Annotated in this window: 27 protein-coding genes; 6 read left to right on the forward strand and 21 right to left on the reverse strand. The window is 43.5% G+C overall.

Annotated features, from left to right (window positions below; translation table 11 throughout):
- Positions 1-850 precede the first annotated feature (850 nt).
- Positions 851-1360: a hypothetical protein gene (locus tag MHM87_RS12435; RefSeq protein ID WP_202941707.1), complete on the reverse strand. Its 510-nt coding sequence runs from the start codon at positions 1358-1360 to the stop codon at positions 851-853.
- Between the two features lie 703 nt (positions 1361-2063).
- On the opposite strand from MHM87_RS12435, the gene MHM87_RS12440 reads away from it, so the two are divergent.
- Complete coding sequence (locus tag MHM87_RS12440) at positions 2064-3353, forward strand: tyrosine-type recombinase/integrase (protein WP_014978046.1); 1290 nt, start codon at positions 2064-2066, stop codon at positions 3351-3353.
- Between the two features lie 623 nt (positions 3354-3976).
- Here MHM87_RS12440 and MHM87_RS12445 read toward each other — a convergent pair.
- A complete protein-coding gene (locus MHM87_RS12445) occupies positions 3977-4372 on the reverse strand; it encodes an ion channel (RefSeq protein WP_239259344.1) in 396 nt (131 codons plus the stop codon).
- Positions 4373-4493: 121 nt separating this feature from the next.
- On the opposite strand from MHM87_RS12445, the gene MHM87_RS12450 reads away from it, so the two are divergent.
- The 5 genes from MHM87_RS12450 (at position 4494) to MHM87_RS12470 (ending at position 10467) form a co-directional block, all read left to right on the forward strand.
- Positions 4494-5024: a DUF305 domain-containing protein gene (locus MHM87_RS12450; protein ID WP_012516919.1), complete on the forward strand. Its 531-nt coding sequence runs from the start codon at positions 4494-4496 to the stop codon at positions 5022-5024.
- Positions 5017-5748: a glutaredoxin gene (locus MHM87_RS12455; RefSeq protein ID WP_239259348.1), complete on the forward strand. Its 732-nt coding sequence runs from the start codon at positions 5017-5019 to the stop codon at positions 5746-5748. The genes MHM87_RS12450 and MHM87_RS12455 overlap by 8 nt, the downstream gene beginning before the upstream one ends.
- A 665-nt stretch (positions 5749-6413) precedes the next feature.
- Entirely contained in the window at positions 6414-8228 is a 1815-nt protein-coding gene (locus MHM87_RS12460; RefSeq protein ID WP_014978042.1) for a copper resistance system multicopper oxidase, read from the forward strand.
- A 9-nt stretch (positions 8229-8237) separates the two neighbouring features.
- Positions 8238-8984 carry a copper resistance protein B gene (locus MHM87_RS12465; RefSeq protein WP_239259351.1) on the forward strand — a complete coding sequence of 249 codons (747 nt, stop codon included), beginning with the start codon at positions 8238-8240 and terminating at the stop codon, positions 8982-8984.
- 157 nt (positions 8985-9141) lie between these two features.
- Positions 9142-10467, forward strand: a complete 1326-nt coding sequence (locus MHM87_RS12470) for an APC family permease (protein ID WP_239259353.1) — start codon at positions 9142-9144, stop codon at positions 10465-10467.
- Between the two features lie 155 nt (positions 10468-10622).
- On the opposite strand, the gene MHM87_RS12475 is transcribed toward MHM87_RS12470, so the two are convergent.
- The 19 genes from MHM87_RS12475 to MHM87_RS12565 form a co-directional block, all read right to left on the reverse strand.
- A complete protein-coding gene (locus MHM87_RS12475) occupies positions 10623-10778 on the reverse strand; it encodes a hypothetical protein (protein WP_020745207.1) in 156 nt (51 codons plus the stop codon).
- Positions 10779-10879: 101 nt separating this feature from the next.
- Positions 10880-11125 (reverse strand): DUF5676 family membrane protein, encoded by a 246-nt coding sequence (locus MHM87_RS19890; protein WP_012516913.1) that lies wholly within the window; start codon positions 11123-11125, stop codon positions 10880-10882.
- 99 nt (positions 11126-11224) lie between these two features.
- On the reverse strand, positions 11225-11596 hold the full coding sequence (locus tag MHM87_RS12485) for a hypothetical protein (protein ID WP_012516912.1): 372 nt from the start codon (positions 11594-11596) through the stop codon (positions 11225-11227).
- Between the two features lie 17 nt (positions 11597-11613).
- A complete protein-coding gene (locus tag MHM87_RS12490; RefSeq protein ID WP_012516911.1) occupies positions 11614-12024 on the reverse strand; it encodes a hypothetical protein in 411 nt (136 codons plus the stop codon).
- Complete coding sequence (locus MHM87_RS12495; protein ID WP_024015555.1) at positions 12008-12673, reverse strand: isoprenylcysteine carboxylmethyltransferase family protein; 666 nt, start codon at positions 12671-12673, stop codon at positions 12008-12010. The genes MHM87_RS12490 and MHM87_RS12495 overlap by 17 nt, the downstream gene beginning before the upstream one ends.
- Entirely contained in the window at positions 12666-13004 is a 339-nt protein-coding gene (locus MHM87_RS12500) for a DUF2933 domain-containing protein (protein WP_168463278.1), read from the reverse strand. The genes MHM87_RS12495 and MHM87_RS12500 overlap by 8 nt, the downstream gene beginning before the upstream one ends.
- 8 nt (positions 13005-13012) lie before the next feature.
- A complete protein-coding gene (locus MHM87_RS12505; RefSeq protein WP_239259355.1) occupies positions 13013-13366 on the reverse strand; it encodes a cupredoxin domain-containing protein in 354 nt (117 codons plus the stop codon).
- A gap of 11 nt (positions 13367-13377) precedes the next feature.
- Positions 13378-15726 carry a heavy metal translocating P-type ATPase gene (locus tag MHM87_RS12510; RefSeq protein ID WP_239259357.1) on the reverse strand — a complete coding sequence of 783 codons (2349 nt, stop codon included), beginning with the start codon at positions 15724-15726 and terminating at the stop codon, positions 13378-13380.
- A 24-nt stretch (positions 15727-15750) separates the two neighbouring features.
- Entirely contained in the window at positions 15751-16161 is a 411-nt protein-coding gene (locus MHM87_RS12515; protein WP_015066020.1) for a MerR family transcriptional regulator, read from the reverse strand.
- A 118-nt stretch (positions 16162-16279) separates the two neighbouring features.
- On the reverse strand, positions 16280-16729 hold the full coding sequence (locus tag MHM87_RS12520; protein WP_239259359.1) for an AIR synthase-related protein: 450 nt from the start codon (positions 16727-16729) through the stop codon (positions 16280-16282).
- A complete protein-coding gene (locus MHM87_RS12525) occupies positions 16714-17106 on the reverse strand; it encodes a hydrogenase maturation protease (RefSeq protein ID WP_014997002.1) in 393 nt (130 codons plus the stop codon). The genes MHM87_RS12520 and MHM87_RS12525 overlap by 16 nt, the downstream gene beginning before the upstream one ends.
- A 14-nt stretch (positions 17107-17120) precedes the next feature.
- Positions 17121-18344: a hypothetical protein gene (locus MHM87_RS12530; protein ID WP_043959777.1), complete on the reverse strand. Its 1224-nt coding sequence runs from the start codon at positions 18342-18344 to the stop codon at positions 17121-17123.
- 12 nt (positions 18345-18356) lie between these two features.
- Complete coding sequence (locus MHM87_RS12535; protein WP_014997000.1) at positions 18357-19151, reverse strand: cytochrome c3 family protein; 795 nt, start codon at positions 19149-19151, stop codon at positions 18357-18359.
- Positions 19148-19906 carry a hypothetical protein gene (locus tag MHM87_RS12540; protein WP_014996999.1) on the reverse strand — a complete coding sequence of 253 codons (759 nt, stop codon included), beginning with the start codon at positions 19904-19906 and terminating at the stop codon, positions 19148-19150. The genes MHM87_RS12535 and MHM87_RS12540 overlap by 4 nt, the downstream gene beginning before the upstream one ends.
- Positions 19906-21840, reverse strand: a complete 1935-nt coding sequence (locus tag MHM87_RS12545) for a 2Fe-2S iron-sulfur cluster-binding protein (RefSeq protein ID WP_014996998.1) — start codon at positions 21838-21840, stop codon at positions 19906-19908. Before MHM87_RS12545 ends, MHM87_RS12540 begins: the two co-directional genes overlap by 1 nt.
- Positions 21837-22682 carry a hypothetical protein gene (locus MHM87_RS12550; protein WP_044556710.1) on the reverse strand — a complete coding sequence of 282 codons (846 nt, stop codon included), beginning with the start codon at positions 22680-22682 and terminating at the stop codon, positions 21837-21839. Before MHM87_RS12550 ends, MHM87_RS12545 begins: the two co-directional genes overlap by 4 nt.
- A 28-nt stretch (positions 22683-22710) precedes the next feature.
- The gene (locus MHM87_RS12555) at positions 22711-23067 is read right to left on the reverse strand and encodes a hypothetical protein (RefSeq protein ID WP_012516849.1); all 357 of its coding nucleotides are present in this window, start codon (positions 23065-23067) and stop codon (positions 22711-22713) included.
- 72 nt (positions 23068-23139) lie between these two features.
- Entirely contained in the window at positions 23140-23571 is a 432-nt protein-coding gene (locus tag MHM87_RS12560) for a hypothetical protein (RefSeq protein WP_012516848.1), read from the reverse strand.
- Positions 23572-23667: 96 nt separating this feature from the next.
- Positions 23668-24192, reverse strand: coding sequence for a c-type cytochrome (locus MHM87_RS12565; RefSeq protein WP_014996996.1), 525 nt, complete (start codon positions 24190-24192; stop codon positions 23668-23670).
- Positions 24193-24198 lie beyond the last annotated feature (6 nt).

Consider the following 24198-nt stretch of genomic DNA (forward strand, 5'->3'; position numbering starts at 1 on the left):
TTTGCTCTCAAATCTGTAAGGAATATAGCAGGCCTTTTATTCTAGTTAGGTACTACAAAACATACGCAGTAATAAAACTTTGCCTACCTTGTTCTTGCTAACACACATAAGCCATTGTCTTTTATATTATTATGTCGACAATGATTTACCTTACCATTCCACTTACGTATCGATTTTTATATTTTTACGCACTAAATAGTGAGCCTATCCATAGTATCGGCTACAGCAACAGCATTCTGCAGCAGCATTACTCACTATTAAGCGTTGCTATTAAAACACCTTAGCTTTTCTGGAACAAGAAAAGTTATAACAATCCTTTTACAGGTTTTAGGACAGAAATTGCATTCTGTAAGTATTTACTCACTATACTTACAAGCGACTACCTGCCGAGAGCTTTTCTACGGTTTGCATAACACTTCTGCCCATATCATCTAGGCTTATTACGCGCTTAGCGGCGCCTTTTTCTATGGCTACTTTGGGCATACCAAAGGCTATAACACAGTTCCGAGTGAGATATGGGTTACTGGAGACAGTGAGGAGTCCGAAATTAGTGCGGGTAATAGGTTAGGTATGAAAACGGTTCAGATACTTCGACCGGACGTTAAAAAGTCACCAAAGGCACATTCCATGTGTCTTCACTTCATGAGTTTTTAAGTTTGCTACAGATATCTTAGCGCTTGAGTGTTCGTCATCATCAATGACTTGAAGTGTTAATTTTCCTTCCCCCCCTTCATGCTGCTTTATAGTGGAAACTATCTGTTCATTTCGATTTCATCGATAAGCCCCACTAGGGGGAATTATCATGCCAAATTCGTCTATATCGTGAATCCATTTATTTGAGGCCGGTCAATTATGGATCCAAACTATCAGCATCAGGCAAAGGTGTGTATTTGTATCCAGTCAATACCCAAACTCCATTCAAATAAGTGTAAGTCCACTCCCTGGTTCCATCAGCTCTAGTCTGTTTGACTGTTTTCTTATCACCTTCTTTCGGTGCTGGATCAGGATTTGGGACTCTGTTAAAGGCTTCGAAAGCACTTTCGGTTCCTTTATTGGACTTTCCGACACCCGTACAGAAATGTTTCTTGCTTATCAAAGTATAAGGTTCGTTAAGGTCAAAAGTGTTAGTGCTAATTGCTTCATGCATTGCATCAATCAATTCAGAACTGAGAGTAGGGGTGCCTTTTTCCTCTACTACTTCAGTGCTACAAACCGTTTTTGCTAAGGTAGAACCGGAAAATACAATAGATGAAACCACGAAGAATGTTACATAAGCACCTAATTTAAATTCAATTGGCGACTTCACACGTACTCGATGGCTTTTATTCGATAACAGAAAACTATGAATATACTTAAGCATTGTAATTAAACTCCCTTTTAATTTAAATTGTGAATGTCCACAACTAAAGCCTAGTCGTAATCCATGCAAAACGCATTAAATCAAACCTCGACGATTAAGTGCATGATATTACTTAGATTAAAAGTCAATAAGTGCAGCGCTCGCTAAATTAAGTACCCTTTCGTATGTATTAACGCAGAATTTGGCATAACTGGATGGTTAAAGTACTAGAGAAAGAACTTTTATCAGAATAGTTTTTGGAAAAACCGGATTTGATTGATAATTTGGGACTGGTTGGCCGAGATCAAAAAAGCCCTCGCGTTTCTGCAAGGGCTTAAATGATGGTGCCTCGACCCGGGATTGTAACGCGCGGCGCAGCCGCAGGGGCACGTTAGCGTGTGCCTGTGTTTTTCAATCGCCGAGATCAAAAAAGCCCTGCATTTTCATGCAGGGCTTTCTGAATAATGGTGCCTCGACCCGGGATTGTAACGCGCGGCGCAGCCGCAGGGGCACGTTAGCGTGTGCCTGTGTTTTTCAACCGCCGAAATCAAAAAAGCCCTCGCATTTCTGCAAGGGCTTAAATAATGGTGCCTCGACCCGGGATCGAACCAGGGACACGCGGATTTTCAATGCAAATAACCACTCTAAAGCATTGAAAATATGCAACTTTTAATTTCTTTGCAAATTCTTTGCAAAGAGAGCTCTTTTCTGTTTTACTGGCGCTATGGCAAAACAGACTGAAAGACACGACATAAACGACGAGCTGTATATCTTTAAACAAGATAACAGTGAGCGCTGGTATGCGCGATTTATACTAACCAATCACAAAAAATGGCTCTGTAAATCAACTAAGAAGAAAGATAAAGACGAAGCTATCGCCATGGCACATCGAATCTTCTTAGACCACCAAATTAGACACGAAAATAACACACTAGTCCAAAGTAAGCGATTCAAAGACGTAGCTGACCGCGTCATCGAAAAGCTTGAAGAGCAACTAGAACACGGGGGCGGTAAACGCACCTATAAAGACTATATTCGAGCGTTAGAAAACTACCACATCCCCTACTTTTCGCGTACGTTTATCACCTCAATTGACCAAGAAGAAATATCTAAGTTTGATGAGTGGCGTAAGGGACGAATGAAGAAGTCTCCAGCCTCCTCTACATTATTAACTCACAATGCTGCTCTTCAGCTCGTTTTTAAAGAAGCTATTGAGCAAAAATGGATGATCGCCGCTCAAGTACCTGTTCTTTCTTCGAAAGGTGGAACAGGCACACGTCGTGCGGCTTTTTCTGAAGAAGAGTATGATGTTATCCTCAACGAAATATATGAAGGTGAGCAAAACGCTCATAGTGAAAAGACCCGTCAAATTCGTGAGTTACTATACGATTACTGTGAAATAGCAGTTAATACCGGAATTAGGCCCGGCACGGAGATGGAACACCTAACTTGGAAAGATATCGAGATTAAAACTCAAGGTTCAAAAGCTCAATTTTTCATCAATGTCTCTAAGGGTAAAACAACAAAATATACGGGACCGCGTAAAGTAGTTTGCAAACGTGATGTGATAGGAGCCCTAACGAACCTACGAGAACGCTTTCCATTGCGCACACCCAATCAAAAGCTATTTTTGCTAGCAAGTGGCGAGCCCACAAGGCAATTAGGTAAGGCATTTGAGAAAGCTCTTCAAAGTTCCGGATTAAAAGAGTCACCCAGAGGACCTCGAACGCTGTACTCTCTCCGACACACTTACATTACGTGGCAGCTTCTCAACGGAACCAGCATAGACGTAATTACGCGTCAATGTGGAACCAGTACAGAAATGATCGAGCAGCATTACAGTCATGTAAAACCCGAGATGTTTGCAGATGCATTATCTGGAGTTACTTTTGATAAAGAAGAACCAAAAGCATTGTCTAAGAAAACCTTACATAGACGCGCAAAGACCGCAGAGCGCGATGAAAAACGCTTCAAGGAATGGGTAGAAGAGTATAAAAGGCGTGGGTGTATTTAGTCCACCATATAGGAGATAAGGTTACTTTTTTGTCGTTTAACGGTGGCTTCTTCGGTTGCTTTTAAAAATAAAGAATAGTTATTGAAGATATGTAAATTTAATCAATGCGCTCTAAAACCAAACGAAAATCATAACTCAGTAAAAAATTCAATTACTAGTATTGATTCATAATCTTCGAAAGTCTGCAGGAAGAACCTCAAAACCCGCAAAAATGTCCGTAAGAGAAGTAAATAGCACAGCGCAGCTCGTATGTTCATCTGTTTGAACTCAAGCTGTAACTGCTTTTGGAAACTAGAGTTATCAGGGATGAAGGAATTACCGAAGTTGTGCGTATGCTCCTGTAGTAATCCCAAATATATCTGCATAAGCGACTCGAATAAAAGCGCCAAGATCATAGCCCAGATTTAAATCAGTTTTGAGATAATAAAGTCAGCTTTCAACCGTGCTTTTGGTTCTGAAACGTTTGCTAAGCTATACCCTCAAACTTCTTTAAGAGAGAAGCAAAGAGTGCTCTATTGTTCGCTTTTTAGTATCTAAAAAGACAATAATTTGCGAAACATTGTTTCATTAAAAACTAGTCCTGACGGGTGAGGTTTACATCTTCTCAGGTTACAGTTTTTACATTACATATGCTTGAACACTTTCGATGCTGAACAGCTTATTAGTAGAAACCCTGTAGCCGATTCAACTCCTGCTATCATTCGTAGATGTCCGTCCGGCTCGATACTTCCAAGACCCAATGTAGTAATCGTAGTTAGTGAAAAGTAAAAAATATCCATGGAAGTGGCAGGTTGCTTAAAATCGCCGAGCTCGAAATAAAGTCCAATTTCATACGCCAGAGTAAAAATGACTGCTAGTAAAAGTTGGCTCAAAATGGCAATAACGACTACCGACAGTGTTTTTATCCAAGCTCCCTTCAATCTCTCGCTGATATTGTCCGCGACTACTGAAATATTAAAAAGATGCAGCCCTACGCAGCTCAACAGCGCAGCTAAAACTATTAATATAGACAAAAACATAATATTTCCTTGTTGGTACAAAACTTGACTAGTTAAGATTGATTGGTTTGTAACCTCTCTCAAGCTTTCTTTTGTTAGAAAGATCTACAAATATTAACTATTTCTTAAGTAAGGATTACATATGAAATACTCTAAGTTCGCTGCAATGATAATAACTTCAACTGTAGCGATGTTTTTAATGATGTACTTAAATACCTACGCTATCTCGCATGTCTGGTTCAGTGAGACAAGGACTTATATGGCACTCTATATGGGGGCAGGCATGGCGATTATAATGTTAGCTTTCATGTTAGGTATGTATAGCAACAAGAAACTCAATACAGCCATTTTTATAATAGCGGCACTTACTTTCGCCTTGTGTATCTATCTTGTTCGTTCACAAAGTACCATTTCAGATACCGCTTACACGAAAGCAATGATTCCTCATCACTCTATAGCTATTTTGACTAGTGAGCGTTCTAACCTTGAAGACGTTCGCGTACGAGAATTAGCAAACGGCATTATTAAAGCTCAGCGAAAGGAAATAAAGGAGATGGAGTGGTTGATAGAGGATATAAATAAGAATGGCAAGGTAACAACTCAGGAACAGGCCGAACAGCGTCCAATTCCTCAATTTGAAGGTAAATTGAATAAAGGAAAGGAAAATGAGTAAGAAAGCTATCCTATATAGAATGGTTACTAAAGAGCACATTTGCCCTTACGGTTTAAGGTCAAAAGACTTACTAGAGCGAGAAGGCTATTTAGTAGAAGACAATCATCTTACTTCACGTAATGACACCGATGATTTCAAGCAAAAGCATGGTGTAGAAACGACGCCTCAAACCTTCATCGAAGAAAAGCGAATTGGTGGATATGATGAGCTTCGTAAATACTTCGGGAAAGGAGAAGCGGGGCAGAACGGAACTACTTATGCACCTGTTATTGCGATTTTTTCTGTGGCAGCTCTGCTATCGTTAGCATTCCAGTTCTTTGTTTCTGAAGACTTCATCTCTATAAGAACACTGGTTCTCTTTATTGCTTTCTCAATGACACTACTTGCAGTTCAAAAATTGAAGGATTTGTATAGTTTTACAAATTCGTTCATAACCTACGATTTGTTGGCAATGAGGTGGCTTCGATATGGTTACATCTACCCATTTCTTGAAGCCTACGCGGGGATAGGAATGGTAGCTCACCTGCCTGCCATAGCTGTTGCGCCATTTTCACTATTTATAGGAACCGTTGGGGCAATTTCTGTCTTTAAAGCAGTATATGTGGATAAACGGGAGCTCAAATGTGCTTGTGTCGGTGGGGACAGTAACGTGCCGTTAGGTTTTGTTTCACTATCAGAAAACATTTTTATGATAGCAGGCGCATTACTCATGTTATCTTTTTAGTTACAAGAGTTGCTTATCGACTAAACTTAATAAAAGTAACTCTATCAGCTTTTAAGATTGAAAAGACTGCTTGTTTAACTACATAGGAAGTTGTTTATCTTAGTTACAAGCAAATGTCATTGATTAAAGTGTCCTTAAGACTTATCTTGTCTAAGGGAATAACGTCGCGTAAAGGTTGAGAGCAAATACAAAGTTATGAGATCTATTATTTTCACACTATGCATTGGATATTTATTGGTACTGTTTACCGTGCCAGTTGATGCGTGTGAAATGAAAATGGATGAACATAGCTCATTAACTAAGGTTTCTCACAAATTCGCAGACGCTCATGAGGAGAAACGTAGCAGTTCACCTAGTTCTAAGCATCAAAGCGCTCACACTGATGGACACCCCTCGCATTCGGGTAAATCAGGTTGCTGCAATGATGGATGTATGTGTATAGCTACCAATTGCTACCACTTTACAAGTCTTTTTTACGTTCCCATTCGTCAATTTGAAACAACGTTTGCTGAGCAGTATGACATTATCGCTCTAGCTGTTCCCTTCAAAATTTTCACTCCACCTTTTCGTCCACCGATAGCCTAAGGCACTGACTTAGTTAGTAATACTTTTTAAATGGATGAACTTCCTTCGTCCAGTTAGTATCAATTCAAAGGCTAAAAACTATGAAAAATTCTATCGACAACGGTCGCAGAAGATTTGTGCTCGGTGCCCTAACCTCGAGCGCTGCGGCTGCGTTAACCAACGTTAGTCCTCTATGGGCAGCACCTGTTGGTCGCCATTTTAAAGATCAAGTTTTGACAGGTGATATTAAAAATCTCAATGTGTCAAAAGCGCAATTGCCAATAGGCTCAAATATGGGCTCACCTATAACGATCAACGGTCAAATGCCGGGCCCGTTGATTAGATTGAAAGAAGGACAGCGAGCGCACCTCAATGTAACTAACCACCTTAACCAAGATACTTCAATACACTGGCACGGGATTATTTTACCACCAGATATGGATGGCGTTCCGGGAGTTTCCTTTGCCGGAATAAAACCTGGCGAAACATTTAAATATGCATTCGATGTCGAGCAAAACGGCACCTACTGGTACCACAGTCATTCAGGCCTCCAAGAACAGTTGGGCCATTTAGGACCTCTTGTGATCGACCCTGCAAATGGAGACATTGGGGCTGATAGGGAACATACAATTATTTTAAGCGATTGGACGTTTTCAGACCCCCATGAAGTTATGCGAAAACTGAAGGTAGCGGAAGGTTATTACAATTATCAAAAGCGAACTATTTTCGACACGTTAGAAGACGTAAAGAAAAAAGGGTTTGCCGATACATGGGAAGAGCGTGCTATGTGGGGTGCAATGCGTATGAGCCCTCGCGATATAGCTGACGTTACAGGCAGTACATATACATACTTAATGAATGGCCGGACACCACAGGACAACTGGCAGGCCCTGTTTAAAGTAGGCGAAAAAATCCGGTTGAGGATTATAAATGGTTCTGCGATGACTTATTTCGACTTTCGCATCCCAGGGCTTGAAATGACGGTTGTAGCTGCAGATGGTCAGCCTGTTAAACCAGTAAATGTGGATGAATTTCGAATTGCAGTAGCGGAAACTTATGACGTAATCGTTCAGCCAAAAGAGCGAAAAGCTTATACCTTTTTTGCGGAAAGTTTTGATAGAAGTGGATATGCGCGTGGCACCCTAACCCCGTCAATTGGCCTTACTGCAGAGGTTCCCCCACAGCGAGTTATCACAGAGCGTGGCATGGCGGCGATGGGGATGGACATGTCTGGTATGAAAGGCATGAATATGGATAAGTCCAAGGTCGACAGCTCGGGCATGGCTGCTCCAAAAGGTGAAATGAAAGGAATGGGGCAGCATAGCGCCCATACAATGCATGGCACCCAAATGGAAGGAGAAATGACCCCCTCCAAAAAGCTCCCAGTAGAAAGCATAGACATTGTCCACAGCGAAGACGGGCACGGCGCTGGTGCAGCGATGATTGCTAAAAATCCAAGCTCTAGGTTGGATGAACCTGGGATCGGTTTGGAAGACAGCCCACATCGTGTCCTTGTTTATACAGATTTAGTCGGTGAAAGTCCTTGGCCTGACGAAAGAGAGCCGGAACGTCAAATTGAGCTTCACTTAACGGGCAATATGGAAAGGTACATGTGGTCGTTCGATGGCAAAAAGTTTAGTGAAGTAGACGGATATGTACGTTTCAATTATGGCGAGAGACTACGTCTGATCTTGGTTAATGACACTATGATGGATCACCCTATTCATTTACATGGTATGTGGATGGAACTTGAAAACGGCCAATATCCAAGACCTCGTAAACACACGATCAGCCTCAAGCCTGGAGAGAAGGTCTCGTTACAAATCAGCGCAGATGCCCCCGGTGAGTGGGCGTTTCATTGTCACCTGCTATACCACATGGAAGCAGGTATGTTTCGTGTTGTACAGGTCGCATAGGAGATTAAAATGAAACAGATATTAATAGCAGGCCTAATAACATTAACTTTGAGCGTTGACAATGCTTTGGCTCAATCAAGAGATGACTGGCCATCTCCTATTCCTAATGAATATTTTGGCCAAGTTCTAATTGACCGGCTTGAATATACTCGCACTGATGAGCAGCAAAATATAGCGGTCTGGGACATGCAGGCGTGGTATGGCGGAGATTACCATCGTCTTGTTTTTAAAAGCGAAGGCGAAAATACACAAAACGATGGAATGCCTACTGATCTGGAACGAGCAGAACTGTTGTACGGTTATCTCGTTTCTTCTTTTTGGTCTATACAATTTGGTGTGGGCACAAAGGGAGAGCTGTCATCCGATGCGGATATGGAAAACTATGCGGTGGTCAGTTATCAAGGTCTAGCGCCTTACTGGTTTGAAATGGAAAATTCACTGCGTATTAACGAAGACGGTGACATGCAGTTCATCAATGAAACCGAATATGACTGGCAACTAAGTCAAGTTTCCTATCTGCAACCGCGACTGGAAGTTGTTGCCAACCTCACCGATTCTGAAAAGTATGACCGTCAAAGCGGGTTGAGTAATATTCGTATTGGTTTGCGATATCGGCATGAAATAGTGAGGGAGGTAGCACCTTATGTCGGTGTTTATTACAGCAAAGCTTTGGGAAATACAGCTGATGCATTAAAGGCTGAAGGCAAGTCAACCAGTGAAACTGGTGTAGTGTTAGGTGCAAGGATTTGGTTTTAAACGCCCTACGCTAAAAATGAAATAACTGGTATGCCATTGCCAGTTATTTCTTTCTACACGTCTTCGAATTTGTTTTGTAATGGGCCTGTGTCCTTATATTTGCTGCAGGTTGCTTTTGTTGTTACTCAGGCTCACATGACATAAAGGAGTAACCAATATGAATGAACACGAGCATTCAGACAGGAAAGATTCGTTAAGCCTCTGGGGCGCGGTATCGATGGGAACTGGTGTAATGATAGGTGCTGGTATATTTGCTTTAACCGGGCAAATAGCGGAGCTGGCAGGCACATGGTTTCCTTTTGCGTTTTTAGTTGCAGCGATAATTGCAGGGTTTAGCTCATACAGTTACGTCAAAATGGCACAGAAATACCCCTCTGCAGGTGGTATCGCCATGTTTCTGAAAAAAGCCTATGGTAGAGGTCTGTTGACCGGTGCCTGTGCATTGCTGATGTTTTTTTCCATGGTTATCAATGAAAGTTTGGTAGCCCGCACTTTTGGCACTTATGTCCTACAATTGTTTGACTCTCAGGGCGCTGAGTGGCTTATACCAGCGCTTGGCGTGAGTCTTCTTATTGTGGCATTCATTGTTAATATTTTGAGTAATCAATTCATCCAGACCCTCTCATTTATTATGGCTTTTATCAAAATAGCAGGACTTGCAGTTTTGGCAATTGGTGGGCTGTGGGCAACCGGTTTGTCGTTTGAGAGCGTTTCAGCTCAACCGCAAGATACCAGCGCAACCGGTTTTCTCGGAGCCGTGGCACTTGGTATTTTGGGATACAAAGGATTCACTACAATTACAAACAGCGGAGGCGAGCTCAAACAACCAGAAAAAAATGTAGGAAGAGCCATAGTCATTTCTATATCGATTTGTGTGGTACTTTATGTTTTTGTCGCAGTTGCAGTCGGAGCAAATTTATCAATTGGCGAAATAATACAGGCAAAAGATTATTCGCTTGCTGAAGCATCTCGACCGGCATTCGGCCAGTATGGTGCTTGGTTTACGATAGCTTTCGCGATTATTGCCACATCTTCCGGTGTCGTTGCCAGCATCTTCGCTGTTTCAAGAATGCTATCGATGCTTACATCAATGCAACTTGTGCCTCACCGTCATTTTTCATTACCGGGAGATATAAGAAGACATTCCTTAATTTATACGTTAGTCATCGCAATATTTCTTACCATATTCTTCGATTTGAGCCGCATAGCCTCAATCGGTGTAGTTTTTTATATCGTAATGGATATCTTCATCCACTGGGGAGTGTTCAAGCATTTACGAGATGATGTGCAAGCTAAAGCTTGGGTACTAGTCAGTGCAATTATTCTCGATATCATTGTTCTTCTATCTTTTATGTGGGTCAAAGCAAAATCAGATATCTTCATTGTTGGGATTTCTGTGGCTGGACTTCTTATCGTATTCGCGGCAGAGAAATGGTTTCTAAAGCTCCATGCGTATGATGATGATGATAAAAATTATAACTGATGCAAATCATTGAAGCTGTTCATGAACTACACCGACGGAGTAAGACTATATTCAGCGTAGGCAGAGTAGCAGCCTAAAAGGTAAGCGCAGTTGTTATGAATAGGAAAGGAATTAACCGGCATTAGCGTGCCGGTTATTTTTACTCGTGGCACACTTTAACCGCTTTTTTGCTGCTTCAGTGTATCCATTATTTCAGCAAACTCCTGTCCTTTTGACTCAGGTGGCTGGCTACAACCCTGCTTCTCTGTATTGGTTTGACTGGGTAGTTGCATGGCTTGCTGTAAGGCTAATTCTGAATTATTGGTTATCATAATATCTCACCGTTAGTTTAAATTTATGTGGCAGTAGATATCAGCAAATATCGTACCTGTGCTAAAAGGACAAATACTGACTATTTATTTAGCCCTCACTACTACAGCTGCCTATTGTAAATACTGGCAATAAGCCAACCCAGTACACCTGCGAACAAAGCCCATAAAGCTCCGCCTATCACTACACCCAATAAAGGCACGTTCCATATCATCCCTTGCCAGTCTGAAAACATTATATTACCAGCCATGGGTGACATCATGTCGGGCATTGTAATAATGAACAAAGAACTAACAACTAACAACACTCTCGAAGCTGAACGATGCGGCGCACGCGAACGCAAATACATTTTCTCGAATTTTCATCTTACGCCTCCTTAAAGTCAGCATCATAATGTAACGACATCGCTCAGCATTGTTGTTGAGTGAGAACGTAGAGCACAATAAGGTTATGTACGCTTCCTGTGAGCGCCCTGCGGCAAGTGGTGGCAACTCCACGGTTTGTGCGTCGCATTGTCTTTTATATTTTGATCTACAAACTGGTAATAACCTTCTTTTGTGTGTGTCCACCAGTCATTGTGAAGATCTGCGCCGTGTTTTCGAATGATCGCTTCAATACCGTCTAAATCGATATGTGTCGCATCATATGCCAGGTGAATAGCCCCTTCTTTGATGTTGTAGCTCACCTCATCAATGCCAAAGAGCTTGTCAATCTCTTCAATTAGGGGCTCGCAATTTGCCTCATAGACATTGCTGAGCCGTAAATTCCGAACGACTAAATTTGCTTCTCTGACACCGACTCTGTGGTCTAAATCACTCATATCTTTCTCCTCGGGTGTTAATTTGAATGTTTCTGAGATTCGGGTGAATGGCTTCCATCCATTTTCGACATCATTACTTCCATCATCTTAAGATGCCTTTCTGCCATATCAACTTGGTTTTGCATGGGTTGCCCTTCCATTTTTTCGTGCATTATATGCATCATTCCCATCATGGATTGCATGTGTTTTTTCATCATTTCACGCTGCTTGCTGGGATTCTTTTCTTCTTTGATAGCGTTAACTTCTTCCTTCATCGACTTTATTTTTGCATTCATCATATGCATATCTTGGCCACGCATAGGCATTCCCGTTTGAATCTCTGGCTTGTCTGAGCCCTTATGCTCATGCTCTTCCATTTGTTGAGCTTGCGATGTTGCAGCCATTACTAATGTGGTTGAAAAAATGATTGATTTAGTGAATTTTTTCATGGTTTTCACCTTTTAATTTAAAGTTGAGGTTTGGGATCCAGCCAGGTGTCGTGTTGATATAGCTCACATACTCATCGCCAAATTCAGCAATAGCCAGAGCTTCTTCACGCTTTGCCAGTTTCACATACACAACAACTAAAACTGGAAACATGACCAGTGTGGGAATGGTCGGCCATTGCAACAAAAAACCGAACATGATCAGTATGAAGGCTAAATATTGAGGGTGGCGACACCGCGCATACCATCCAGTCTTAGCTAAGTGATGGTTCTTCTGAGCGTGGTGCAGCACATTCCATGCTGAGGACAAGATAAAGAATCCTGCAACAATAAATACCATACTGGCGATATGAAATGGGTCCCAGTGGGCGTCGCCTTTAAAACCAAAGAAAGTATGCAACAGATGTCCGTTTTCGTGCGCAAAAAAGTTTACTTCCGGATAGGTTTCAGCAAGCCATCCTGACAAGAAATAAATAGTCAGTGGGAAGCCATACATTTCGGTAAAAAGGGCTACAATAAACGCAGAAAATACCCCCAAACTTCGCCAGTCGGTGGAAGATTTTGGCTTTACAAAACTGAATGCAAAAAAGATAAAAATAGCTGAGTTCAGTATCACCATTGACCATAAGCCATAATCATATGTATCATTCATCTTGGTTGTCCTTTTTAAGTGACTCCTTTCGGCCTTCCTCCAACCCCTGAATGTATCCATCACGATAAGCCGCGTTGTTATCACTCAATTCCTGAAAACTTTTCTGCTTATTGTCACTGTCGCGAGAATGTTCGTGGGCGTGTCCGTGTTTACCGTGGCTACTGTGCATGAACATATGCATGAATGGGCACAGCAATAAAATCAAATAGGGAAGAAACTGAAGGACATGATGACCATGTTCGAAAATTAAAAAATAAGTAACGGCAGCGATCATCGCTAATGCTGCCCACCCTGTAGGTGTTGACCAAAATCTGGGGTGACTGTTTTTCATGACTCCTCCTATACCACCGTAAGAACACCGCGATACATCTGCATCTGGCAGTGAAAAGTATGTTCGCCCTGTGGGACGTTTTCGAGGTGAATTGGTGTTACCTCATTAAGCGTTAGCTGCTCACTGATATCTAATGAAGGAATTAGCAGTACTTCGGAACAGGGAGACTCATCTTTGCGCAAAAACTTCAACGTAACAGATTGGATTGCGTTTACCTGAATAGACGCTGGTGAGTACACGCCATTTTTTACTTCTATGAGTATTTCGTTACTTTCAGTAACTGTCTGATCAGGCTTGTATAACCAAAACCACCAAATAATCAGTGCAATACCCGTAAGTCCTACAATATTAATTATCATCATAAGAAAACTCCTTAGTGGTCCTTTGCCTTGAATAGGCGAAGCCGGTTCGCATTTGATACCACTGTTAACGAAGAAAATGCCATGGCGGCTCCGGCGATAACTGGGCTTAGCAATACTCCGAAAAATGGATAGAGCACGCCCGCCGCAAAAGGTATACCTGCTACGTTGTAGATAAAGGCTCCAAACAAGTTTTGCTTAATGTTGCGCAAGGTGGCTTTACTAACCGCTATAGCATCGGCCAGACCATGCAACGAGCCGCGCATCAGGGTGATATCGGCGCTTTCAATGGCAACGTCCGTTCCTGTACCAATGGCAAAGCCGACGTTGGCATGAGCAAGGGCCGGTGCGTCATTTATGCCATCACCGGTCATACCCACAATTTCGCCTTCACGTTGAAGCTCAAGTATTTTGTTTGCCTTATCTTCCGGCATCACTTCGGCAACGTAATCTGCAATCCCCGCTTTTCGGGCGACGGCTTTTGCGGTCAGTCGATTATCCCCGGTTAACATCACAACTCGTATCCCGTTATGCTGTAGCCGCTTTATCGCATCTATTGAGTCAGATTTTATTGGGTCAGCGACGGCAATTACGGCAACTAATGTAGAATCAATAGCAAAATACATAGGGGTCTTTGCATCCGCTGCTAACCTCTGCGCTTTGTCGATGTAATGATGAAGCTCGATCCCTTGGTCTATCATCAATTTTTCATTTCCAAATAGCAGGCGTTGAGAATTTAGCATGGCTTCAACCCCCTTCCCCGCAATGGACTGAAAATCAGTAACGGAATGGATCGGCACACCTTGCTCCTTTGCAGATTCAACGATCGCCATGGCAAGTGGATGCTCAGAACCAGACTCAAGGCTAGCCGCCAAAGAAAGCACATCGTTGTGACTATGATCTGAAGCTATAACGACATCTGTTACTTTAGGGGCCCCCTCAGTAATAGTGCCTGTTTTATCTAGAACCATAGTGGTTATTTTTGATGCAGATTGCAGCGCTTCGCCGTTTCGGATAAGAACCCCCGCTTCAGCCGCCTTTCCCACACCGACCATCACCGACATCGGTGTGGCCAAACCCAAGGCGCAAGGGCAGGCAATAATCAGTACTGTGGTCGCAGAAACGATTGCAAAAGCTACTTCAGGAGATGGACCATAATTCAACCAGGCCAGCGCACTGATCACGGCAATGATCATGACGACCGGTACAAAATAGGCGGAAATCATATCAGCTAATCGACCAATAGGCGGTTTAGAATTTTGTGCGCGTTTTACCATGTTAATAATTTGAGCAAGCGCGGTATCTTTTCCCACGCGCTCTGCTCGAAAGACGATAGAGCCTGATTTGTTTATCGTGCCGGCAACGACCTCATCGTCTTTTCGTTTTTCTATGGGCATGGGTTCACCCGTTAGCATTGATTCATCAATACTTGTCTGGCCCTCGACAACTAAGCCATCAACAGAGATGCGCTCCCCAGGGCGAACCCGGATAAGATCATTTAGCAGAACATCTTCAATCGGAATATCTATATCATGCCCATCACGAATGACGCGAGCTGTTTTGGCTTGTAAACCAATCAGTCGTTTAATTGCCTCGGACGTTTTACCGCGTGCTTTTATCTCAAGCGCTAAGCCTAAATTAATGAGACCAATTATCATGGCTGTTGCTTCAAAATAGACATGCCGCGCCATTTCAGGCACATATCCGGGGAAAAACACAACGACCATAGAGTACAACCAGGCTGTTCCTGTCCCCAATGCAATCAAAGTATCCATGTTCGCGGCGTGGTTTTTAAAGGAGTTCCAAGCACCTACATAAAAATGCCGACCAGAAAACACCATAACACCCAATGTCATGATCCCTACAATCAACCACACGATCCGCTCAGTGGTCGTGTTGACGCTCATTTCCCCCGTCACCAAGCCATAAAGCATCAGTGGCACACCCAGAGATAATGCAATGACCATGTCTCGCATTAGTTTTTTATAATATGCCCAGTCCGCCTGTTCCTTTTCTTCAATGGCAGCCTCATCTGAATCCGTATTCGCTAATGTTGCGTTATACCCAGCTTGCTCTACCGCCTTAATCAATGCGTGGGAGGATGAACTGCCCATCACCAACACCGAGCGTTCAGCAAAATTCATCTCAGCATTGGTGACACCCGAGACCTGTTTTAAGGCCGCTTCAATTTTAGACACACAACTGGCGCAACTTGCACCTTGGATATTGAGTTGTAGCTCACCCGAAGACGCAGAGACTTGCTCAGTATGTGTTTCACTCTCGACCGCCTTACTAGCGGTTGATACTTTTTTGTCACCGCCACAACACGAATGAATTTTCGCATCGTCCGTTTTTGAATTCATGAGCCACTCCCTCTCTAAATAATGTTATGATTTAAGTGTTGTGAAACCTTCAATCAAATGGCAAATCGTATCGGCCGTTGGATGCTGATCCGGTGTATTTTCCCATTCTGAGATTGCTTTTCGCATGCGCAGTCTTAGCTCATGCATGTCCTGATACCGCTGTTCAGTTTCTTTCAACCTTTGTTCAATAAGGCGCCGAACCGTCGGGCATGGCGCGTTGGTTTGTGATGACGTGAACAGAATTTCCTTAATATCATTGATAGAGAAACCTAATGAACGCGCGCTTAAAATAAACCGTAGTCGTGTCACATCAGCGGGCCTGTAATACTTGTAACCATTGTGCGATTTACTTGGCACCAAAAACCCAATGCGCGTGTAATACCGTACGCTGTCCGCGCTAATCTCTAGTGCATCTGCAATTTGTTTAACGCGCATTTTAACGCTCCTCTTTTATCAACATAGATATGCGGTTAAGCACGCCTTTAATCCTATGTTCTACTCTCACGTTACTAGGGTAAACCTATGTGTTGCTCACAGGTCAACACCTATTCTTTCAGCAGATCCTTGGAAGCGGCTCATCTTCGAGTTCATTCATGAAACGTCTTCCTCCCATTGGCGTAACAATGGTCACGCGCCCTTTTGATTCGGTGTTTTTTACTATTACACCAATGTGTTCGGCCTGCTCCCCGTTTCGAATGCTCCGCCAGTGTTCTAGCACCTTACCGCTTATGTCAGGGGCAACAACAGCAACAATGCGTCCCTCACACGCTAAAACAAACGGATCAAAGCCTAATATTTCACACACGCTTGCCACTTCAGGTCGCACCGGAATATTATTTTCAATTAACTCGATATCGAAGCCTGTTTCATTAGCAACGACATGGAGTAATACTGACAACCCTCCACGAGTTGGGTCACGCACAAAACGAACACCTTCCAAATGCTTGATTGGATCAATAAGAGGAACAACGCTTCCACAATCAGACTTTAGCTGACCTTGCAAACCATAGTCCTCGCGAGCAAGCAGGACACACGCACCGTGATCTGGTGAACGGAATGGGTCGTCGCTTGCTTAAACTGATCCGCAATTGCCTCGTCCTCAAACACTCTCACCGTACCAGGCGAACAGCGCATGTAGGCCGCGTCGATGACTATCGTATGATCGGAACTCGCGACCCACTCCAAAAGTTCATAGCTCAGTGTCCCAGCGTCAATGCAAGATACATTTGAATAAGACTTTAGCAGGGGTTGCAGAGCACGAACCGCGTGCACACCAACGCCATCATCTCGCTGCAGTAGATTTCCAACACCAATGATAGCGTAGCGCTTAGCCGCATTTTTAATTTGGTCAATTGTTGGTGTAGTTTCTAGTGATAGCATCGGTATTTTCCTTATTAGCTATGAGGTGCTGGAATTGACCAGCCAATCACAAAGAATAAACAGAGAACGATCACCGATAGACCAAGTAATTTTGTTGACCTAATGCGTTGACCTGTGCTTTGACGCATCACGAGTTTGATCACGATTATTGTTTGGATCAGGTAATAAAGTGCAAACCCTTTTGAAGCGAGATTAATAATTTCAAATACGTTAGATGACCAAACTAATATACCTGCGATGGCGATAACTAAAACGTAGTAAAATTGGGGGGAGATAGGTAAATGGAAAAGCTCTTTTAAGAGGCCTCCGCCACCGATAGTATCGGCTAATGCTGCACTTAACTGACTTGCCGTGGCGGCAACCAGTAATAAAATCGGCAATACCCATATTGCTTGCCCTAGGGTGTAGCTAATCGTTGTTTCGTTTAATTCCGTGATCGGAAAATTCAGGAAAATAGGACACGTTAGACCGATAAAAACAACATAGAGAAAAATAGCGATCCACTGAGCATAACGACTCGCTTTAATGCGCTGTTCTGGCGTATAGTTATTCCCCATAAAACGGGTTGTCTCGAACCCTTGCGTTACCATGAGCATCCCTGCGAGCATGCTAACAGTTTCAAAATGGCTCAATGCCTGTATCGCTTCATGTTGAAACCAAGCACTTTGTACTTGTATGTCGTAGGTTGCCAGCGCTGCGAGCACACCTACTATAATAGCCAACTTTATTGTCACGGCGAATAGCTCAATGGTCTCTAGCCCCCTAGCACCTCGAAGCCAAGCGACCACCATAATGATGACAAGCAACCCACTGGTAAACAGTTTGATGTACGTCGTATCAGAGATAGATAAACGATCAAAAACAAACGCTGCAAACAAACTAATATAAAACGCCACGGAAATGGCATATGCCGCACCAAGCGCCCATTGACTTGCTTTTTCAAGCGTCATAATACTGCTTTGTTGATTGCTAGCTAGCTCAGGTTCTGCGTGGCGTATATTGAAGCGAATAACCGACCCCAGCGCATATGCCAGAATGGACAACAACACTATTCCAAGCAGTGCCCATTTCCCCATTACCGAATGCAGCAGTGGTGCAATGATCAAAAAGCCACTACCAATAATGGAAGCCAACGGTGTGACTGTTGCTCGCCATTGGAAAGATTGTCGTAAGCGAGGCAGACACAATACTATTGCGATCAGCACCGAGGTTGCGAGCGCAATGGAATTTGTGATCACAGTTTGTACCCCTTAATGGTGTTTATACCACCCGGCACGCTTAATATCGTTCCAGGACGTAGATTGATGGCAGGCATAGCATTCCTCAACTTTAGCTTTAGGCTCGCCTGCCACTTTGGCGGAAATCATTTTAAAATGCTGCATATAGTGACTGGGCGGCGCTTCATGACATTGATTGCAATCACGTGATTGACTCGACGGGTGAATAAACTTTGGCAATGACCATTTGTCTGTGCTGTGACACTGCACGCAATCCTCTCCAAATAGACCTAAATGGCGATCATCGTTGCTGTGACATTGCGTACAATTTAATAAGGCTTCTTTATCACTGACCTCAGGGTGCACAAACAAGGGCTCAGGAGTTTGTTTATTCGCTAGTATGTTCTCCAAAAACGCCATGGTGGCAGCGCCCTCGTCAAACGGGACATTTGGGTTGGGGAGCATATTGAAACCAATGTCGACTAACGCTATATGGCTCATGAGCGAAATGTTGGCCGATTCACCTTTGTGCTCTACATGGCAACTTGCACATTCTTTGATGTCGGTATGAAATGCAGTGGGTTGACGCGCAACGATATGCGTATCATTTGCATGACACGCCACACATTTGTCACGCTCAACGCCCTTCACCGGTGTGTGACAACTCAAACAGTCATCCGCGAGAAAGGCATGTGCTTTATTGAGTGAACCGGGTTCAACCATTTTTTCCCATGGAATTTGTGCGCTATCTTCAGGCATATGAATGAAATGACTGACGCCAAAGCCAGCAGCAACTAAGCCAAGAACGATTATTATCCATTTCATCATAACCAGCGCAGTCCAAAGTAAACTTCACTGAAAATGTGAAAAAACAGGACTACATAAAGTGTCATTGAAATCACGATGTGAAATTTTAACCAACGAGCAAACCACACCTTCGCGGTGTCATGAATGAGAATGCTGTACTCAACATCGGAAATTGTATCAATGATAGAAAGAACCTGGCTTTCTTGTTTGAACAATTTACTTTGTGCTGAAGTAGGCACATTTAACGTGATGTAAGGAATATGTCGTGCGGATGTTTGGGCAAACGTCGAATATCTGTCATCACAGACTGCGTCTTTCAACGCCTGTTTTGCGTTAGAAAGCGCAACGTGGAGTTCATTTACTTGGCGCTTTTTCTCTTTCACATTCGATGAAATAAGACCGAGTACATATCGACCCACAAACCCACTGATCACAACGACCATCATAAAGATAACAAGCGAAACTCCGGTAGCACTATCAAAACGATGGGCACTATGGATCAGCGCTAGAATAGGCCCCAGCACACCAGCATAGATATGTATACGCAGGAGCGTTGGCATAGCGATGTGCTTCGTCACGACTTTCTTAAGTGATTTGTTACGCTTAATGGTCATGTATACCAATGGGATAAGCATTAATACCGAAGCGCTTAAACCCACGCCAAATCCAATAAAACTGCCTGGGAATGCTGGGTCTCTATGCCATAAAAAACCGAGCCATAGCAGGATCATTAGGACAACCAAGCTGCTTACAATTGTGCGCTCTTGAGAATTCATTAAGCCTCAACCTCCACATCAGATTTAGGGATAGCTTGGCACGCCAGAATATACCCACTGAGCTTATCTTCAGGCTCCAGCCCATCATCAACCTCCATATCGACGTCACCACGTAGCAGTTTCACCTTACAACTCCCGCACGAACCCGCTCTGCATGAATTCTCTATATCTACATCGAGTCCATCAGCGACGTCTAATACGGTCTCATCCGGACCCGCGTGGGCTTCGACGTCTGAAAGACTAAACCGTACTTGTCTGTTGTCGCCTGCGTTGGTGTTAGTGGCTAATTGAGGTTTAACGGGAGCGGGCTCTGGTTTAGCAGCCCCAAACGCTTCGGTTTTAATATGCGTGTTAGGCATACCCAATTCGGCTAGCATTTTTTTCGTAGCATCCATCATTGCAGGAGGCCCACAAATATGCGCAGTTTTTGAGGCAATATCTGGCACAAATTCGTTTATCATTGCGGATGAAAAGCGGCCTTGGGGCCCCATCCAGGATGTACCCTCTGCTTGAGTCATACTGACCAGTACTTTTAACCGAGGATGACGTGCTTGCAGATATTTTAATTCCTGTTCAAAAATAAAGTCGTTGGACGTTCGCGTACAAAACAGAAAATAAATATCACCGTCCCAGCACGTCGTCGTCAAGTAGCGGACAGCGCTCATCATCGGTGTGATCCCCACTCCCCCAGAAATCAACACCACGCTGTTTGAACCATGACCATTGAAATAAAATTTACCGCCGGGGGCTTTAATTGAAAGCGTATTTCCTACCTCAACCGCGTCATGCATATAACGAGAAACCACACCGAACTCCTCTCGCTTTATCGTAACTTCAAAGTAATACTGTTCAGTGGGCGATGATGCAATGGTGTATGAGCGCTTAACTGGCTTTTCAAAACCATCGATGTTCAGTGTGAACGTGACAAATTGACCTGGTTCGAAATCAAATGGAATGGTTTGTCCATCTGGGCTGGCTAGACGTAACGTTTTAACATCATGGGTTTCATTAAAAATCGCGGTTACTACCATATCGCCACTAAACGTGCCCTTGCGCGATGAGGCAGTGGATGACAATGCTGGCTCGCTACTTTGCGCTGGTGCCGAAGCATGCTGCTGGGCAGCCGGATTAGATTCGACAACAGAGGAAACTTTTGTCGTTGGCGCAGATGTGCTTGCGGTGTCTGTAGACTTAAGCTCTTCGAGCAGCGCGGCAGCTCTGCGCATCTTAAATCCATACACATACACCATAACAATTGTAAATATGAGTAAAACGAGCATCACTGCGCTGTGAAACGGTGTCATACCAAATAGGGTTGAAGTACCTTTTTCCGGCGCACTGGGAAGCAAATTCATTTGTGACTTGAACCAGGTTAATGCCACTCTTCGTGGTTCTTGCCCGTCTTGTATGGCACGTTTCGCAGCAAGACCACTGTCAAAATGGGCTATACCCTCTTTAACTGTTTCAACAGCCATTTGCATTTGGGAATAGTCATCAGTGGCAGCTGCGCGGGCAAGCCAATCAAAACCTGTAGCAAGTTGCTCACTTCCTTGTTGCATTCTTGCGGTTGCTTTAACCAGAACAGTCTCTCTTTGTTCGGGTGTAGCTGAATGCATGCGCATTAGCGTGGGATAGAGATCTTTAGGTTTGGGTGCACCCATTTTCTCCATCATTTTATCCATGCCTTTTGCCATACCGGGTCCCATCATGGCGTCAGCATTGCCCAGCGGCCCTTTACCTTGTGTAGCAGTCGGCAAAACATCCGTATTAGCGTTGACAGTGGGATCATTGGTAGCTTCAGGATGGTGGCTCGCATGCTCACTATCCTCTGGCTGTTGCTGTGCGTAACTGCTCGTCGTTGCGAATAACAGCATAACGTTCAAAATGACGGCGTAACGCAGAAAAAATGATGTGTGTGGCCACCACATGCTCATAACTCACCTGTTTGTTCGGCCATCCACAGGCTATTTATCTTAGCGATCTGAGAGGGCGTTAATACTGATACCGCTTTCCCTACCGATGTAATAAACTGCAACCGCAAGGCGCTGTTTGTGGCTTCTATTTCAGCAATGGTGTCTTTGATATTGTCGTATTGAGGTAGCCCCTGAGCGGTCAATTCCCACAACGATGCTTCTAACGCACTTCGCTGCAGCGTAAAGCTTTGTTGAGTAGACTCCCATTCAGTTCGGATCGTGAGAAGCGTTTGGTACTGACCATCGGTCAATTCGAGTGTCTCTTTGTGGTTTAAGAAAAAAGCTTGCTCTCCAACGTGGTATAAATGCAGCGCTCCACTGACACCGGGTAAGCTTTCATTTAATGGAGAACCAGATATCTGTGTTTTATTTTGTTCAGGTGGTGTACCCATCATTGAGCTGTTTTTCATCATCATTTTGCACATCATTCCCATGCACGATTTCCCGCGCATTGGCATCATGCCTTTATTCTTACTCTTTCCCATTTTCATTGTGTTTGTTGCTGAAAGTGGCATTGATGATGTATTGAGTGAAACACTGGTATCACTCGGATTTACACTCTCATTGCTTTTTGGCTGGGTCGCTAATGAATTGTCTAACGAGCGCAAAGCGGTTTGGATTTTAGCGAAGTCATCAACGTTTAACTCAGGCTGAGTTTCTTTAGTTTCTGATGAATTGTTTTTTTTGTCTGGCTCAGTACTTTGTGGTACTGCTGAGCACGCGGTTGTGAATAAGACACTCACTAATACCAGCGTCACAATAATCGCTATACGGTAGGGTTGGTGATAAACTCTATTATTCACAACGGCATACTCCTAATTAAAATATTAATCAAAAACCACGGTCAAACTCGACCATGTCATAACGCGTAATTTCGCCATCCAGCACAATAGCTTCCGCGAAGTGCTTATCCTTAGTTTTTCCAAGACGAATTTTCCCAACGAACTCTCGTGAATAGCTGTTTTCACCTTCTGAGATTGCTGTAGGGTCGTAGACAGTTCTATAGACATTAAAAACTTGATGTTCCTTCAAACCATCCGTATCAGATACACATACCACTGCTTGCTTATCATCGACTGTAACAACTTGCCCACTCATGATGTAGTCGTGATAAACCTGGCTTGCGCATCCTCCGAGGAGTCCAACTGACAAGACTACAATTGAAAAAAACTTAATTAATTTATTCATGTAAAATTCCTGTGATTATTGAAATAAGCGAGACAGCAGGTCACCTCCTGCCTCGTAACGTGGTGATTAGCTCTATTTGTGTTTATGTATTGGTTTAGACTTTTCAGCGGTGTGCCCCATCATTTGGCTCATCATGTCTTCCATCATCGACATACGCTGTTCCATCATTTTCATTTTGTCTTCGGTGGACATATCAGTGTGTTTGTGTTTCATTCCTTTTCCCGCTTTCATCCCCATCGAGTCGCTTCCTTCCATCATGCCCATCATGTCTTGCATCTTTTGGGCATGCTCATGCAACATGGCTTCGCGCTTCTCCGGATCCGATTCACTCTTAACGGCATCCAATACTGCGCGCATTTCTTCCATATGCGTCTGCATCTTTTGCATCATCTGACCATCCATCATCGGCATATCAGATTTGTCAGTCTGTTGATATGCAAAAGAAGTCGCTATTGGCGCAACGACTAAAGCACTGGCCAGTAATAGTGAAGTAAGCTTTTTCATAAGATTGTTTCCTTTGATTATGCTCAGTTGAGCGTTTTAGGTTTAAAGTTTACGTCTTGTCACCTTAATCTAATGTCTTAGACTCAGGTCAATAGGCTATATGGACGATAAAAACTCAGCTAAAGCTTCAAGCTCATCATCTGTAATCGGCATTTGCGGCATTGCGGACGACGAGTTATTAAATTGAGGCTCCTTAACTTTGCGCAAAAAGAATGCCCTGCCTTTTTCGCTAATAACATTATCCAGCGATGGACCGAGTGTTCCGCCTGCGCCTTGCACTTGATGACACCCCTGACAACCATATCGAGTGAGTACGTCACGTGGATTGACTGTTAATGATTTAGCCAGAGTCACCTCTACCGGTTGAGCAGGACTAGAAGCTATTTCCATGAATTCAAGAATGGCTTTTACTTCGCTGCCGGTTAAATGCGCTTTTTCGCGCATGTGTGGCATGATCACTCTCCACTCACTGATAGAAAACTCACGCACAGGCCTACTGTTATGACAACGCGCACAGTTGTTATTAATTAACTCTGCGCCAGAAAGTGTGGTTTCATCGTCTGCCAAGTTCGGTAACGAAATAAATGTGATTAGTGCACATATAATTAATTTCTTGTTCATGATATC

The organism is Alteromonas sp. Cnat3-28, assembly GCF_022348265.1.
GTDB classification, from domain to species: Bacteria; Pseudomonadota; Gammaproteobacteria; order Enterobacterales; family Alteromonadaceae; genus Alteromonas; species Alteromonas macleodii.